The organism is Streptomyces sp. NPDC052109, assembly GCF_040680195.1.
Taxonomy (GTDB): domain Bacteria; phylum Actinomycetota; class Actinomycetes; order Streptomycetales; family Streptomycetaceae; genus Streptomyces.
On sequence record NZ_JBFAWF010000011.1, the window covers coordinates 124532 to 139809 of the forward strand.

General features: G+C 72.5%; 13 protein-coding genes and 1 pseudogene. 6 read left to right on the forward strand and 8 right to left on the reverse strand.

Going from position 1 to position 15278, the window contains the following annotated elements:
- Positions 1-192 precede the first annotated feature (192 nt).
- On the forward strand, positions 193-1518 hold the full coding sequence (locus tag AB0L59_RS22915) for a hypothetical protein (protein ID WP_365586559.1): 1326 nt from the start codon (positions 193-195) through the stop codon (positions 1516-1518).
- A 480-nt stretch (positions 1519-1998) separates the two neighbouring features.
- Here AB0L59_RS22915 and AB0L59_RS22920 read toward each other — a convergent pair whose 3' ends face one another.
- Positions 1999-2448, reverse strand: a complete 450-nt coding sequence (locus AB0L59_RS22920; RefSeq protein ID WP_365586562.1) for a DNA-binding protein — start codon at positions 2446-2448, stop codon at positions 1999-2001.
- A 70-nt stretch (positions 2449-2518) separates the two neighbouring features.
- Positions 2519-4012, reverse strand: coding sequence for a long-chain fatty acid--CoA ligase (locus AB0L59_RS22925; protein WP_365586564.1), 1494 nt, complete (start codon positions 4010-4012; stop codon positions 2519-2521).
- A 161-nt stretch (positions 4013-4173) separates the two neighbouring features.
- On the opposite strand from AB0L59_RS22925, the gene AB0L59_RS22930 reads away from it, so the two are divergent.
- Entirely contained in the window at positions 4174-5340 is a 1167-nt protein-coding gene (locus AB0L59_RS22930) for a helix-turn-helix domain-containing protein (RefSeq protein WP_365586566.1), read from the forward strand.
- A 191-nt stretch (positions 5341-5531) separates the two neighbouring features.
- On the opposite strand, the gene AB0L59_RS22935 is transcribed toward AB0L59_RS22930, so the two are convergent.
- The 3 genes from AB0L59_RS22935 to AB0L59_RS22945 form a co-directional block, all read right to left on the reverse strand.
- A complete protein-coding gene (locus tag AB0L59_RS22935; protein WP_365586569.1) occupies positions 5532-6278 on the reverse strand; it encodes a class I SAM-dependent methyltransferase in 747 nt (248 codons plus the stop codon).
- A gap of 591 nt (positions 6279-6869) precedes the next feature.
- Complete coding sequence (locus AB0L59_RS22940) at positions 6870-7415, reverse strand: NADPH-dependent FMN reductase (RefSeq protein ID WP_365586571.1); 546 nt, start codon at positions 7413-7415, stop codon at positions 6870-6872.
- A 98-nt stretch (positions 7416-7513) separates the two neighbouring features.
- A complete protein-coding gene (locus tag AB0L59_RS22945) occupies positions 7514-8185 on the reverse strand; it encodes a ScbR family autoregulator-binding transcription factor (RefSeq protein WP_365586574.1) in 672 nt (223 codons plus the stop codon).
- Between the two features lie 154 nt (positions 8186-8339).
- Here AB0L59_RS22945 and AB0L59_RS22950 point away from each other — a divergent pair, with 154 nt between their 5' ends.
- The 4 genes and pseudogenes from AB0L59_RS22950 (at position 8340) to AB0L59_RS22965 (ending at position 11431) form a co-directional block, all read left to right on the forward strand.
- Positions 8340-9299, forward strand: a complete 960-nt coding sequence (locus tag AB0L59_RS22950; RefSeq protein WP_365586577.1) for a TIGR01777 family oxidoreductase — start codon at positions 8340-8342, stop codon at positions 9297-9299.
- A 471-nt stretch (positions 9300-9770) separates the two neighbouring features.
- Positions 9771-9887: pseudogene (locus tag AB0L59_RS22955) on the forward strand (DUF1731 domain-containing protein); the annotation flags it as partial.
- A gap of 154 nt (positions 9888-10041) precedes the next feature.
- Positions 10042-10911: a class II glutamine amidotransferase gene (locus AB0L59_RS22960; protein ID WP_365586578.1), complete on the forward strand. Its 870-nt coding sequence runs from the start codon at positions 10042-10044 to the stop codon at positions 10909-10911.
- Between the two features lie 286 nt (positions 10912-11197).
- Positions 11198-11431 (forward strand): hypothetical protein, encoded by a 234-nt coding sequence (locus AB0L59_RS22965; RefSeq protein WP_365586580.1) that lies wholly within the window; start codon positions 11198-11200, stop codon positions 11429-11431.
- Between the two features lie 74 nt (positions 11432-11505).
- Here AB0L59_RS22965 and AB0L59_RS22970 read toward each other — a convergent pair whose 3' ends face one another.
- From AB0L59_RS22970 to AB0L59_RS22980, 3 genes are all read right to left on the reverse strand, one after another.
- The gene (locus AB0L59_RS22970; protein ID WP_365586581.1) at positions 11506-13212 is read right to left on the reverse strand and encodes an LCP family protein; all 1707 of its coding nucleotides are present in this window, start codon (positions 13210-13212) and stop codon (positions 11506-11508) included.
- A gap of 274 nt (positions 13213-13486) precedes the next feature.
- Positions 13487-13849 carry a metalloregulator ArsR/SmtB family transcription factor gene (locus AB0L59_RS22975; protein ID WP_365586583.1) on the reverse strand — a complete coding sequence of 121 codons (363 nt, stop codon included), beginning with the start codon at positions 13847-13849 and terminating at the stop codon, positions 13487-13489.
- Positions 13850-14015: 166 nt separating this feature from the next.
- A complete protein-coding gene (locus AB0L59_RS22980; RefSeq protein WP_365586585.1) occupies positions 14016-15137 on the reverse strand; it encodes a TerD family protein in 1122 nt (373 codons plus the stop codon).
- Positions 15138-15278: the final 141 nt, after the last annotated feature.

Genomic DNA, 15278 nt, shown 5'->3' on the forward strand with positions numbered 1-15278 from the left:
CCTCACCTGTGCGAGCACCCCGCACGCGTGTCACCAAGGGTGCCGGGACCGCACACCTGGCTAGGCCCTGTCGTCAATCTCCCGTCGTCCGCCCGGCGGGCGGGCCTCGCGGCGCCGGGTGCGTGCGACGAGAGTGCGTGCGTGGCGTCGCGGGGCAGGCGGGAGTTCGACGACAGGGCCTAGCGTTCGGCTGTGACCCGATCTCTCCGTCGCGACCTGTACGCCGCCGGTGCCGCCGCCCTGCTCGTGACGGTGGCCGTCCTCATCGGCCGGCACATCCAGGACACCCGCCATACCCTGTTCGTGCACTGGCCACCACTGTTCGCCGACTGGGACCCGCACGTCGGCCCCGGCACCCCCGCGGCCCTCGCGGTCGCGTCGGCCACCGTGGCGTACGGGCCCTCCGTCGCGGTCCGGCTGCCCTGGCGCGTGCTGCTCGCGGCGGCCTGGGCGAGCGCGCTGGCCTGGATCCTGTCGCTCGCCCTGATCGACGGCTGGCACCAGGGCATCGCGGTGCGGCTGACCACCCGCAACGAGTACCTCACCGTCATCGGCCGCTTCCGCGACATCCCGGCCACCCTGCGCGACTTCACCCACCACATCGTCAGCGGCACGCCCGACCCCTGGCCGGCCCACATCGCCGGCCATCCGCCGGCCGCCACGCTGACCTTCGTGCTGCTGGACCGGATCGGGCTGCGGGGCGGCGGCTGGGCCGGGATGTGGTGCGTCACCGTGGGGGCGACGGGTTGCGTGGCCGTGCTGGTCGCGCTCCGCGCGCTGGCCGACGAGGCACTCGCGCGCCGGGCCGCGCCGTTCCTGGTGCTGGCCCCGGCCGCGGTGTGGCAGGGCACCTCCGCCGACGGCTACTTCGCGGCGGTCGCCGCCTGGTCCGTGGCGCTGCTCGCCCTGGCACTGACCTGCCGGTCCCACGGGTGTGCGGCGGCCTCGGGCCTCCTGTTCGGTCTGACGTGCTACCTCTCCTACGGCCTCCTGCTGTTCGCCCTGATCGGCGCGGCGGTCGTCGCGCTCGCGCGTCGCGAACTGCGCGCACGCCCCGCCCCGTTGTTGTCCCTGCTCGCCGGACTGGCCGTGTTCCCCGTGGTGTTCACGCTGGCCGGCTTCGACTGGTGGCAGGCCTACCACCTCCTCGTCACCCGCTACTACCAGGGTGTCGGCGGTACCCGGCCCTACGGCTACTGGGTCTGGGCCGATCTCGCCTGCGCCGCCGTCATCACCGGCCCGGCCACGGCGGCGGGTCTGCGGCGGACGACCACTGCACTGCTCGGCAGGACGGGCCGCGCGGACACCCGGCTCGCGCTCCTTGTCACCGCCGCGCTGCTCGCCCTGCTGGTCGCCGACATGTCCGGCATGAGCAAGGCGGAGACGGAACGCATCTGGCTGCCCTTCGCGCTCTGGCTCCTCCCCGCCTGCGCCCTCCTCCCGCGCCCCCGGGCCTGGCTCACCGCCCAGGCGGCACTGGCCCTGCTCCTCAACCATCTGCTGCTGACGGGCTGGTGACCCGGCGGCCGGGCGCCCGGCCTCCCGCACCCGGGCGGCATTTCGCCACGCACCGCGTCACCGTGTGCGGCAACCCGCACCGGAACCATGGCCACGGCCGTGACCCGCCGCAGCGTGTGGGGCACATTTCCGCCGCGAGGAGGTGTTGCTGCCCACGCTGCTCGGCCGGACCGAGCCGACAGCTTCCCGGCGGGCCGTGGCGGTTGGCGGACGGGCCCCGGGACGACCGCGGGGCCGCCTTGGTCGCCGGACGGCAGCGGCTGACCTCCTCCTCCGAACGCGGTGGCCACGCCACGACCGGCGCCTCGTACGGGCGTCGCCGGCGGCCGGCCGCGGCAACTCACCGCTGGGGATTTCGGGGACTTCGATCCGGCCTGGTCGCCGGACGGGCGCTCACCGGTGCGCGTGCGGGCCGCCCACACCCCGCGCGGCGGCAACGACGGCGGCCCGCCGCCGGTCCGGGTAACGGCCGGTCGGCCGTCAGGCGCCCTCGGCCTCGCCCTCGGTCGCGGTGCGGCCGGCCAGCCGTTCGTAGCGCTGCCGGGCGGCCTGCGGTGTGCCGAGGCCGAGGCCGAAGGCGATCTCGGGCCAGGTCATGCCCCGGCCGCGGGCCATCCGCAGGAGCGAAACCTCCAGTTCGTCCCACTCCGCCCGGACCAGCGGGACGAGGCTCAACGCGGCCGTGACGTCGGCATGGTCCACCTCCGGTTCCCCCTCGTCCGGCAGCGCGGCGCCGCTCAGCAGGAAGGTCACGAGCCGGACTGCCTCGTGCGGCGCGAGGACCGACGGATGGGTCTGCCGACTCCGTTGCCCGTCGGTCGCGGCATGGCGCTCGGCGATGCGGAACAGCGAGGGATACACCCGTTGCGCACGTGCCTGCTCCGGCCGCGGGGGCGTGAAGGGGTCGGTGTGGTCAGCGGTCGATGACATGAGAGCAGCATGGGACCACACACGACATGACGGCAACTGATTATTGTGAACAGTCTGTTCACAGGCTGGTTCAGGGCGCCGGCGCGGTGATCTCCCGCTTGAGGATCTTGCCGCTCGGGCCCATGGGCAGCGCGTCCGCCAGCCAGAGCCGGCGCGGGTACTTGTACGCGGCGACCCGGTCCCGGACGAACCGCCGCAGCTCCTCGGTGTCCGCCTCGGCTCCCGGGCGCAGCACCACCGCGGCCGCCACCTCCTCGCCGAGCCGCTCGTCGGGCACGCCGAGGACCGCGGCGAGGGCGACGGCGGGGTGCTCGTGCAGCACCTCCTCGATCTCGCGCGGATAGACGTTGTAGCCACCGCGGATGATGAGGTCCTTCTTGCGGTCGACGATGTACAGATAGCCGTCCTCGTCCTGGCGGGCGAGGTCGCCGGTGCGCAGCCAGCCGTCGGGGATGGCGGCGGCCGTCTCCTCGGGCCGGTGCCAGTACTCCTTCATCACGTTCGGCCCGCGTACGGCCAGTTCACCGACCTCCCCCGGTGCGACGTCCCGGCCGGCGTCGTCGAGCAGCCGGACCTCCACATCGCGGATGGGGGTGCCGATGGAGCCGGGCTTGCGCGGGCGGTCGGGATGGTTGAAGGAGACGACCGGGCTGGTCTCGGACATGCCGAAGCCCTCCAGCACCATGCACCCGAAGCGCCGCTCGAACCCGTGCAGGACCTCCACCGGCAGCGAGGCGCCGCCCGAGACACACATGCGCAGACTGGACACGTCGGCCGCGGCGGCGCCCGGGTGCTGGAGCAACGCCGCGTACATGGTGGGGACGCCCTCGAAGACGGTCGCCCGGTCGCGGGCGATGGCGTCGAGCACGGCCTGCGGCTCGAAGCGGGGGACGAGAGTGAGGGACGCCCCGCTGCGGACGGCGACGTTCATGGTGCAGGTCTGCCCGAAGATGTGGAACAGCGGCAGACAGCCGACGATCACGTCGTCGGACGTCAGCCGCTGCACCTCGGTGACGTTGACCTCGGTGTTGTGGCGCAGCCCGGCGTGGGTGAGCGCGGCGCCCTTGGGACGGCCGGTGGTGCCGGAGGTGTACAGCAGCACGGCCGTGTCGTCCGCGGCGGCGGACGTCACCTCGGACGCCGGATCGAGGCGCGCCAGTTCGGCGGTGAACGCGGCCGGTTCGACCGTCAGGTGCCGCACCCCGGCGGCGGCCGCGCCGGCGGCGCCCTCGCCGGGCGCCAGGTGCCACTCGAAGAGCAGGACCGCGCCGGAGTCCCGCAGGTGGTACTCGGTCTCGCGCTCCTTCAGCAGCGGGTTCATCGGCACCACGATGCCGCCGGCGCGCAGGACGGCGTAGTACAGGACGACGAACTCGGGCACGTTCGGGAGCATCAGCGCGACCCGGTCACCGGTGCGCAGGCCCTCGGTCCGCAGCAGCGTGGCGGCCTGGGCGCTCAGCCGGTCCAGCTCGGCGTAGGTGGTGACCGTCGTTGCGAGCCGCAGCGCCGGGCGTTCCGGCAGCCGCCGCGCCGTGTCCACCAGGAATTCCGCCAGATTGGCCATGATGCCTCCTCGCACGCATGCTCCCGCCACGCTCGCGGGTCCCCGCCGCGGGCGCTCACGGCATGGTCGCGTGCGCGGTCGGGGGCGTCCATGGTGGCGCCTACAGTTCACCCGCGCCGAAGTTGTTCCCGGGGACAAACAGGGCGCCGTACGCTGCGGCTATGAGTCTGTCGAACGTGGGCGCGGCGTTGCGTGGGCGCCTTCCGGAGCTGGGCGAGCGGATGGCCGAACGCATCCGTGCGGAGGTCGAGTCGTACGCGGACGACTCGCTCATCCCCGTCGCGTCGCTCAAGGAGTCCTGCGAGGGCAACGCCGATCTGCTCCTCGGACGATTCGCCTACGGCGCCGAACCCGACGTGGGTGCCGCGCAGCACACCGGACGGCTGCGTGCCGAGCAGGGTGTGCCGCTGGCGGACACGCTGCACGCCTACCGGGTGGGTTTCGAGCTGCTCTGGTCGGAGATGGTCGAGGAGGCCCGCAGGCACCCGGACGTGACGGACGCCGAGCTGGTGGCCGGCTCCTCGGAGATCTGGGCCCTGTTCGGCCGGTACGCGGAGGCCGTGGCCGCCGCCTATCGCGAGGCCAGCGCCGAGCTGGCGCTGCAACGCGAGTCCCGCCGTTCGGCCCTGGCCGAGGCGCTGTTCACGGGCGCGCTCGCGGATCGTACGACGCCGTGGGAGGCGGCCCGGCAGCTCGGTCTGCCGGAGCGCGGGCCGTACGCGGTGGTGGCCGCGTCGGTGCCGGATCCCGGCCAGGAGCCGCTGCCCGGGATCGAGGCGGCGTTGCGCCGCTCCGGTGTGCCGTCGGTGTGGCGGCTGCTGCCGGACCAGCAGATCGGGCTGGTCTCGCTCGGGCACCGGGACGCGGAGTCGGTGAGCCTGCGGGTGCTGCGCCGCCGGCGCGCCAGGGTCGGCGTCAGCCCGCGGTTCGACTCACTGCGGGAGACCCCGCAGGCGCTGCGTTTCGCCCGGCTGGCCCTGGCGGGGCTGCCCGGCGAGGGCCCCGGGGTCACCCGGTTCGACGACAGCCCGCTGGCCATGCTGGTCGCGGCCGCGCCGGCGGAGGCGAGCCGGCTGGTGGAGGTCGCCCTGGGCCCGCTCCTCGAACTGCCGGAGGCGGAACGGGCACGGCTGCTGCAGACGCTCGGGCACTGGTTCGGCTCGGGCGGCGTGGCCACCGGGGCCGCGGAGCGGCTGTTCGTCCACCCCAACACCGTGCGTTACCGGCTGCGCCGCGTGGAGGAGTTGACGGGGCGGTCGCTGACCGACCCGATCACCGTCGCCGACCTGGGCGCCGCGCTGTACGCCCTGCGCCTGCTGCCTTCCTGAGCGTGGGTGACAGCGGTCCGCGACGGCGTGGCCGGGAGACCGGTCGAGCCGGCCGGGCATCCGCTGGATCCCCGGGGCCGCCGCCTGGACCCCGGGCCGCTGGGACGCGCCGGGCGCCCGAGCCGCCCGGCGCACGTGCTCCACCGCAAGGCCCTCTCGCCGAACTCCCGCCCGCCCCGCGACGACAGGGCCTAGCCGGGCTGTCCCGGCAGCCGGTACACCGAGACATGGGAACGGGACTCGGCGGTGAACTCGGCGCCCTCCCAGTCCGCGTGCCTGGATTCCAGCTCGAAGCCGGCCAGTCGGGCCATGAGGTCGAGCTCGGACGGCCAGATGTAGCGGTGCGGGCTGCGGTACACCCGGGCCTCCTCGGTACCGTCGAAGTGGACGTGGTGCGACACGACGCGCTGCTCGAGGACGTCGTAGGTGTCCAGCCCGATGTAACCGGGGTCGGCGCGCCACACGGTGGCCTCCTTGCCCGGGGGTAGCGTGCGCAGCTCGGGCACCCACAGCTCGATCACGAACCGGCCGCCCGGCGTGAGATGGCGGGCGGCGTTGCGGAAGCACTCGACCTGCTCGGCCTGAGTGAGCAGATTGGAGATCGTGTTGTAGACGAGGTAGACGAGGCTGTACGTCCCTGGGGCGAGCGTCGTCGCCATGTCGCCCATGACCACGGCGATCGTGGCTTCGTCGGCCTTGGTCCGGAGCTGCTCGACCATGGGACCGGACAGCTCGATGCCGGTGACGTGGACTCCGCGCTCGGCCAGCGGGACGCCGACGCGACCGGTCCCGATCGCGAACTCCAGCGCCGCTCCGCCGTCCGCCAGCTCGGCGAGGCGCTCCACCGTCGGCATCAGAACCTCCGGCGCGAACATGCCGCAGCCGGGCGTGTCGTAGCGCTGGGCGACGGCGGTGTCCCAGATCTTCTCCTGCTCCATCGCATCAACGCTGGCCGCCTGTGGAGGAGTTGTCCAGCGAATTACCCCCGCGTGCAGCGGACTCCCCCGTGCCATCGACACCTCCGCAGCACGGCAACCGACGCCACCGGCAACGGCAGGACGGCGACACCGGCGGGCGGGCCGCGGGCCGTGTCGGCGGAGCCGTGGCCCTCGACGGCGTGGACGGCCGTGTCACCGGGCGGCGGGCACGGTCGCCTGCGAGGCCGGGGGAACTCCGCCGCCGTCCTGCACCGTTGACGCACCTGCGCGCGGCCCGCCCCGCGGGCGGTGCGCCACGTCCACCGACGGCGCGGCCACGAGTGACACCTCGCCGCCGCCCTCAGGAGTCCGGATCCGAGCGCGCGCCCCCGCTCCGCAGGTGATCGGCCCGTTCGACACACCACACGGCGAGAACGGGAGCCCGACCGGCTACCCGCTCGGGGGCGTCGGCCGGTACCGCCGGCGCTTCCACCCGCCGCCGGGCTCCGGCGGCCCCGGCGCGTCGCGCTGCGCTTCGTCGGCGCTTCTCGGTGCCGGGTCCACGGGAGGGGCGGTACCCCGGAACCCGGCGTACGTGACCGGTCGGTCCCGCTAGAGGTCGCCGCCGCCCACCAACAGACCCAGGACCTCGCCGAGTTGGCGACGGGTCTCGGGATCGGTGATGACGCCGTCCGCGCCGAGCGTGTCCCGCCCCACCGGAATCCGCACGCAGGCCGGCTCCACGACGTGTGCGCCCGTGTATCCCAGAACCGTCCGCAGCGTGGTCTCCGCGCCCTGACCGCGACCAGGGGCGGCCGCGTTGACCCATGCCGCCGGCTTGTCGCAGATCTCCGTGCCGCCGACCGTCCAGTCCAGCAGGTTCTTGAACGAGCCCGGCAGCGTGCCCGCGTACTCGGGGGTGCAGATCAGGATCCCGTCGGCACGGTCCAGCGCCGCCCGCAGCCCGGCGACCGGATCCGGCAGCGGGTCGGTGTCGTCGTCGGGGTTGAAATGCGGAAGCCGGGCCAGATCCTCGTACAGGACGGTGCCCACACCCACGGTCGGCGCCACGGCCTGCGCGGTGCGCAGCACGGCCTCGTTCGTGGAGCCTTTGCGCAGGCTCCCGGAGAGCAACAGGATCATCGGCGTGGACGTCATCGTCTCAACCTATTCGACACCGGTCACGGACCAAAAGGAAACCGGCCTGGCGGTTTGGTAAAGAGCGTCAGCTCAAGACTGTGGCGAGGCCAACGACGCTACCGGCCCGAGCCGTTGGACCCGGACAGGGCCGCCGCCTTCTGCCGTACCTCCGCGATCACCCTGACTCCCCTGTCCGGCGCGGTGTCGAGGCGGACGAGGACTGCCGGAGCGGCGATCGCGGGGAGGAGATGGGTGAAGAGCGCCGACATACGGTGGTCGAGGTCGGCCCAGTTGGCCACCGCCTGCGAGACGAACTGCACGCCGATCCACGCGCCGAGGAAGACCTCCGCGGTCTCCTCGGGCACCACGTGCGGGAGCACCTCGCCGCGCTCCTTGGCCTCCGTCAGGACGGCCCCGGTCAGCTCGGCCCAGGCCGGCCACGCGCTGCCGAAGACGTCGCGACCCTGCAGGTCCGCCGAGAGCCGGACCCCCGCGAGCAGCATCGGCTCCCGGGGCAGCCGCTCGGCCAGGGTCATGCCCGCGTCCACCCACTCCTGCAGCTTCAGCTCCCGGGGGACGTGGTACTCACCGGTTATCTGCTCGCGCAGGACGCCTTGGGCGAGGGCGGCCTTGGAGTCGAAGTGGAAGTACAGGGCGCCCTTGGTGACGCCGGCCCTGTTGAGGATCTCGGCGATGGTGGCGGCGGCGTAACCGCGCTCGGCGAAGACCGCCGCGGCGGCTTCCAGAACAGCACGTCGGGTCCGGACAGCTCGCTCCTGCTGAGCCATGGACCCTCCTCAAGCTCAAAATTAAACCAAACAGCTCGTACCTTACCGCAGCGCCTGTCAACGCAAAGGTGCTCTGGGGCAGTTGCGGCGCACCTCGATTTTGAACGTGTTCAAAAGTGGGGCTACGCTGTCCCCACCGAACCGAGGGGGCTCGATGAAGGTGGTTCTGCCCGGAGGAACCGGACAGATCGGCACGATCCTCGATCGTGCGCTGACGGCAGCCGGTCATGAGGTGACGGCGCTGACGCGGCATCCGGTGCAGGCACGGCAGGTCGCCTGGGACGGGGCGACGCTCGGCCGCTGGGCCGAGGTCGTGGACGGCAGCGATGTCGTGATCAATCTGGCCGGGCGCAGCGTCTCCTGCCGCTACACCGCCGGGAACCTGCGGGCCATGATGGACTCGCGCGTGGATTCGGCGCGGGTGGTCGGGGAGGCGATCGCCGGCGCCGCGCGGCCCCCGCGGGTGTGGCTGCAGATGAGTACGGCGACGATCTACGCCCATCGCTTCGACGCCGCCAACGACGAGGCGACGGGGGTGACCGGTGGCTCGGAGGCCGGGGTTCCCGCCTACTGGACCTACAGCGTCGACATCGCGAGGAACTGGGAGCGCGCGCAGAGAGAGGCACCGACGCCGGCGACGCGGAAGGTGGCGCTGCGCTCGGCGATGGTGATGAGCCCGGACCGGGGCGGGGTCTTCGACGTCCTGTCGGGGCTGGCCAGGCTGGGGCTGGGTGGACCGGTGGCCGGCGGTGCGCAGTACGTCTCCTGGATCCACGACGAGGACTTCGTACGCGCGGTGGAGTTCCTGATCGACCGCGACGACATGGACGGACCGGTGAACCTCGCGTCCCCCGACCCGCTCCCGCAGCGGGACTTCATGCGGGCGCTGCGCGCGGCGTGGGGCGTCCCGGTGGGACTGCCCGCGACGCGGTGGATGGCCGAGCTGGGGGCGTTCGCGCTGCGCACGGACACGGAGTTGCTGCTCAAGAGCCGCCGGGTGGTCCCCGGCCGGCTGACGGAGGCGGGGTTCGGCTTCGGGTACCGGGAGTGGGAGTCGGCGGCCTCGGACCTCGTACGGCGGGTCAGGTCGTCCCGGACAGCCCGGTTTACTTGAACTCGCAAGCAAGGGCGGCCGTCTACCAGCGGGAGATCCTCGAGGGCCTGTACCGGCTGCCACGGCGACACCGGCCGACGGATCGTCGGCGAGAGCGAGCCCGCCGGGGGACGACGTGCGCTCCGCCTGCGTCGACCGGGAGGCGACCGCCGCCCCGGCTCGGCTCGCCGCGGCATCGGGATGGTGCACCCGCGCACCGCCCTGGTCGTCTCCGCGGGGGCGGCGCCTTCGGGTGGCTGCTCCCGCTGTTCCGCGTCGGCCTCGGCGGCCGGCTCGGCTCCGGAGAGCAGTACGGGCCGTTCACCTCACGCACCACTTCGCGGCGCCCCGCTTCGCCCTCGGCACCGACGAACTCTCCGGGCCCGTGAACCTCACAGTCCCCCGAACCGCTCACGCACCGCGAGGTGACCCGGGAACCGAGCCGCGCCCTGCACCGTCCGGCGTTCGCCGCCGTCCCGCGGCGAGTTCGCGGCGAGCATCACGTGCAGCGCGCGCGCCGTACCGGCCGCCCCGCACCAGGCGGGCTTCGCCTCCGCTCACCCGACGATCGAAGCAGCGCTCGATTCGGTACGCCGACCGGCCGGTTGAGAAGAGCGCTCGGCCGCAGCGGGGGACGCGGGGAACAGGTCCGGATTTCGTCCGTGGCGCGAGTGCGCCGGCGCCCGGCGCGCGGGACCATGGTCGTCCGGACGGGGCGCCGGACGACGGAGCTCGACGGAAGACGGGTGACGAGGAGAACGCCGTGTGCCGACTGTTCGGGCTGATCAGCTCCCCGCTCCGCACGCACGCCACGTTCTGGCTGCTGGACGCCCCCGACAGCCTCAGTGCGCAGAGCCACCGCGAACCCGACGGCACCGGGCTCGGGTACTTCGACGCGGCCGGCACGCCGGAGGTGCACAAGGCACCGATCGCGGCCTACGAGGACCGCCTCTTCGCCCGAGAGGCCCGGGACGTCGAGTCGGCCACCTTCCTCGCGCACATCCGGTACGCCTCGACCGGTGGGCTGGACGTGCGCAACACACACCCGTTCGAGCAGGAGGGGAGGCTGTTCGCGCACAACGGCGTGATCGAGGGGCTGGACAGGCTCGACGGCCACCTGGGCGAGGACCGTTCGCTGGTGCACGGCGACACGGACTCCGAGCGCTTCTTCGCTCTGGTCACGCGGGAGACCGCGGCGCACGGCGGAGACGTGAGCGCCGGCCTGGTGTCCGCGGCGCGCTGGGTCGCCGCGAATCTGCCCCTGTACGCCCTCAACGTCGTCCTAGTCACCGCCCAGGAGCTGTGGGCCCTGCGCTATCCCGGTACCCACGAGCTGTACGTCCTGCGGCGCCCGGCAGGCGGCCGTCACGGTTCGCGGCACCTCGACCACACCGGCCGGTACGGTCACCTGAGGGTGCGCTCGGCGCATCTGGGCGATCGTCCGTCCGTCGTCGTGGCCAGCGAGCGCATGGACGAGAGCCCGCACTGGCAGCTCATGGCGCCCGGCGAGCTGCTCCACGTCGGCCCCGACCTGCGGGTGACCTCCCGTGTCGCCCTGCCCGATCCGCCGGCCCACCCGCTGACCCTGGCCGACCTGCGCCCCGAAGCGGCGGCCTCCCAGCGGCCCGAGTAGCCGGGCGCGCGCCCTTGCCCGCACCGGGTGGGGAGGGAACGTTCCCCACGCCCTGCGGCGGTACGGTGCCGTCGAGGCGTAGTCGTGGTCGTCAATGGGCTGAGCTCCGCCGCGCGGACCCCGAGCCGTGCGCAGGTCGTCGCGGCGGTAGGCCGCCTGTTCGGCCCTGAGTCGGTGACGAGCGCCGCGGAACGCAGGTACATCAAGAGGGAACCGAGGTGACGCCGGGCGCCCCAGTGATCCGGCTCACGAGCTCGAGACTTGCGCAACCCTTAAACTCTCGGCCGTGGAGAGTACCGAAGCGACGGGTTGGGAGACCGCTGTGCTCGACGGCGGGCCGGCGGACGGACTGCGAATGAAGGTCTCCGACCGGCCACGCGTGATACAGGTCACGTACCCCTGCCAGGTCGAGGCCGCACCGCCCGGCGGCGTACGCGCGGAGGTGGTGTATCTGTACCGACGCGACTACGCCGTCACGACCGAGCCCCTGCGGTACGGCTACGACATCGCCAGCCCCTGACCGGCGTACCGCTGGTTACTCGGCCGTCCTGGTCCTGCGCAACCGTACAACTGGCGAGTGCCCCTCGCCGCCGGTCAGGCGTCCGAGTCGGGCTTGCCCCGCGCCGCCGCGTACGCCTGGGACGGTGTCATCGCGACACCGTTGAGGTTGACCGTCTTGTAGGGGCTGACCTTGGCACAGGTCTTCGCCTGGTCGGCGGTGGAGGCGTGGGCTCCGCCGACGGCGGCCTGGGTGTCGACGGGCGCCGGTGCGGAGCTGCCGCCCGGGTAGCTGGTGCCGCCGGGCCAGTCGCTGCCGATCACCAGGGTCAGGCCGGTGCCGGTGCCCTGCTTGAGGTGCGAGGTGGGCAGTCCGAGCGCCTTGGCGACCGTCTTGGCCTCCGCCTGCTGGTCCGAGCCGTAGGTGAGGGTGCTCGTCGTCGCCGGGCTCGGCGCGTTGGCCGTGGTGGTGGCGGAGCTGAAGCCCTGGTCGGTCAGGGTCGTGGCGATGGCCGAGGCACGGCCGGCGACCGTGGTGCCGTTCTCGACGGTGACGGCGATCTGCGACGCGGGGACGGCCGAAGCGGTCGCCTTGGCGGTGGCCGAGACCGCCGCGGACTTCTTGCCTGAGCCGGTGGTCAGCGACTGGTCGTTGGCGATGGTGGCGAACAGCGACTTGGCGCCCTGGCCCACGACCACCCGCTCCTTGTTGTTCGGGTCGGGGGCCGTCTGCATCGTCGTGAACGTCATCCGCTTGGTCGGCACCTTGTTCACGTCCGACGCCAGCGAGATCAGCTTATTCACACTGCCCAGGCCGTCGTCCACGGTCAGCGCCTTGGTGGCGGCGTCCGCGAGGCCGTAGACCGCCGTGGGGTCGGTGAGCGTGCCCGCGCTCTTGAACTTGCGGATCATCGCGCTGAGGAAGATGTGCTGCGAGATCGTACGGCCGAGGTCGCTGCCGTCGCCGAAACCGTGCCGGGAGCGGACGAACTCCAGAGCCGCGTCGCCCTTGAGGGTGTGGGTGCCCTTGGACAGCTTCAGGTGTGAGTAGGTGTCGTACACGTCGTCGCTGACACAGACGGATACACCGCCGATCGCGTCCGACATCTTCACGACGCCGGAGAAGTCGAGCTTGACGAAGTGGTCGATCGGGATGCCGGTGAGCTCGTGCACGGTGGCCACCTGGCAGGTGGGGCCGTACTGCAGGGCGCTGTTGATCTGGCCGTAGTAGCCGGACGTGGACTGGCCCGTCTCACTGTCCTTGCAGGCCGGGACCTGGGTCATGGTGTCGCGCGGGATGCTCATCACCGTCGCGTTGGAGCGGTCGGCGGATATGTGCACCACCATCTCCACGTCCGCGTTGCTGCCGGTCTGCACCCCGGTCTTCGAGCAGCCGCCGCCGAGCTTGCAGTCGGCCTGGCTGGTGCGGCCGTCCGAGCCCATGACCAGGATGTTGATCGGGGTGCGGCCGAACGCGTCGGCCTTCTCGGTGCCGCCCTTGCCGTCGAGCGCGACGCTGTGGATGTTGCCGTTCAGGTGCTCGTAGAACCACCAGCCCGCACCGGCCGTGACCACGATGACGACCGACAGGCCCACGCCGAGGATCTTCAGGAGCTTCCTGCCCCGGCCCACCGGACGGGCCCGGCGCCCCCTCCTGCCGCCACGCGAGCGGGCCGCCGCCCGGGCCGCCGCCCGCCCGCCCGGCGGCCGCGCCCCGTCGGGCTCGGCCGACCGCTGTCCGGGCACCCGCGCGCTACGGCTGCGCGTGGCCTGGCCGGCGGGCCCGTCCCACGGGTCGCTCATCTCCCACTCCCACGAACGGTCGGGCCCGACGGGCCGGGCCGCGGGGTGTACGGCACGGCCCGCGCGGCGATGTACGGGCGGGCGAAGCGCGCCGCTCCACCCTTGCTTGCGTAGTTGCGCAATCTAACAAATCTGTGGCCCGAACAGCACAGATACACACAGGATTCACAGGTGAGGCATCTCATGGAACCGCCGTGCGGACCGAGGCCGTACGGGAGCCGGAGTCTACGCGCCTTATATAAGAGCGCCATATGGAAATGACCGGGAGCCGCTCTCAGACACCGGTCCGCCGCCGGCGCTGAGCGGGGACGGAGCCATGCTGCGAGCGTGCGGTCAGCTGACCCACCATCACCCGCACCAGCGTCACGACGTCGGGATCGTCGATGAAGTACACCTGGCGTCGACCCTCGCGACGGGAGCGGACCAGACCGGCGAGCTTCAGCTTCGCCAGGTGCTGACTGACCGCCGGAAGCGCGCCGCCCACCCGGCCGGCGAGGTGCGTGACATCGCTCTCGCCCTGCGACAGGGCCCACATCAGGTGCAACCGGGCGGAGGAGGCGAGCAGACCGAACGCCGCGGCGGCCTCGGCCAGCACCTCGGCGGGCGGATCCCCGAAGCCGGCGGTGCGCTCCGTCACAGTTCCCTTCCCTCCCCGCCCCGTCACAGCAGACGCACATGCGCCCACCCAGTGTAGGCGTCCGGCTCCGGCGGCCGGGCGCCTTCCGGAGCAGCCGGTGCCGCCGTCGCCGGGACCGGCGCGGGCTTGCGCGGCGGCCGGGGAGGTCCGTCCTCGTACGGGAGGCTCAGTCCTCGTAGAAGTTGTTGATCTCGACGTCCGGCTCGTCGTCGTCGAACGCCTCGTTGAGCAGCGCGCCGCCGATGAGGCCGGCCGCACCGGCACCGATGAGCGCACCCGCGCCGAAGCGACGCCCGCCGCCCTGCTGGTGGTGGTCGTGGTCCACGTACGGCTGGCCGTACCCCTGCTGGGGGTAGCCCTGCTGCGGATAACCCTGCTGCGGATAGCCCTGCGGCACGGGCTGCGGATAGCCCTGCTGGGGCGGGGTGTAGAAGGGCGGTGCCGTGGTCTGCACCCGCTGCGCACACGCGCCGCAGGTCTGGACGGGCCGGGGCACGCCCCACTGCGGGGACCAGGTCACGGTCGCTGTGCCCGGGCCGTGGTTGGGGTCGAAGAAGCAGGTCACGGTGGAACTCCCGGTAGGTTGCGGGGATGTGGTGAATGCCGGGGCCGGCGGGGCGGCGACCGGCGGCTCGAGCGGGACGGGTGGCACCTGCGCGTCCGGATGCGTCCGCGGTGCGGTGAGCGGGGTCGCGGCCGGGTCCGGCGTCCGGCCCCCAGAGGTCTCCTTCAGCACGGAGACGCCGTAGTCGGCGGCGATGCCGGCGAGTCCCGAGGCATAACCCTGGCCGACCGCACGGAACTTCCAGTCGGCCCCGTGCCGGTACAGCTCGCCGAAGACCAGCGCAGTCTCGGCCGACAGACTGCCGCCCGCGAGGTCGTAGCGAGCCAGTTCGGTGCCGTCGTCCTGGTCGAGCACGCGGATGTGCGCCCGCTGCACCTGGCCGAAGGTCTGTCCACGGCTCGCGCCCCCGTCGAGGGACACCGTGAAGACGATCTTCTCCGCCCGGTCCGGGACTCTGGTCAGGTCGATCCGGATCCGCTGGGCGTCGCCGTCGACCGGACCGCCGCCGCAGTGGCTGACCGATCCCTCGGGGCTGCTCAGGTTGTCGAAGAAGACGAAGTGCTCCTCGGACAGCACCTTGCCCGACAGGTCGCACACCAACGCGCCGGCGTCCAGGTCGTCTCCGCCGTTCGCCTGCCAGCCCAGCCCGACCGTCACAGCAGTCAGACCGGGGGCCTGCTTGCTCAGCGACACATTGCCGCCCTTGGTCAGGGACACACTCATCCACGTCCTCCGCAGCCGCTCACACTTTCCGCGTCCATCTTGATCAACGTCTCCGGATCCCTCTTGGTTCCCCGGTTGCGCAATGTCCTCATCATGTAGCAGAACCTCGACGGGTCGCCTCCAGAGGCCAACGCCCCTTGC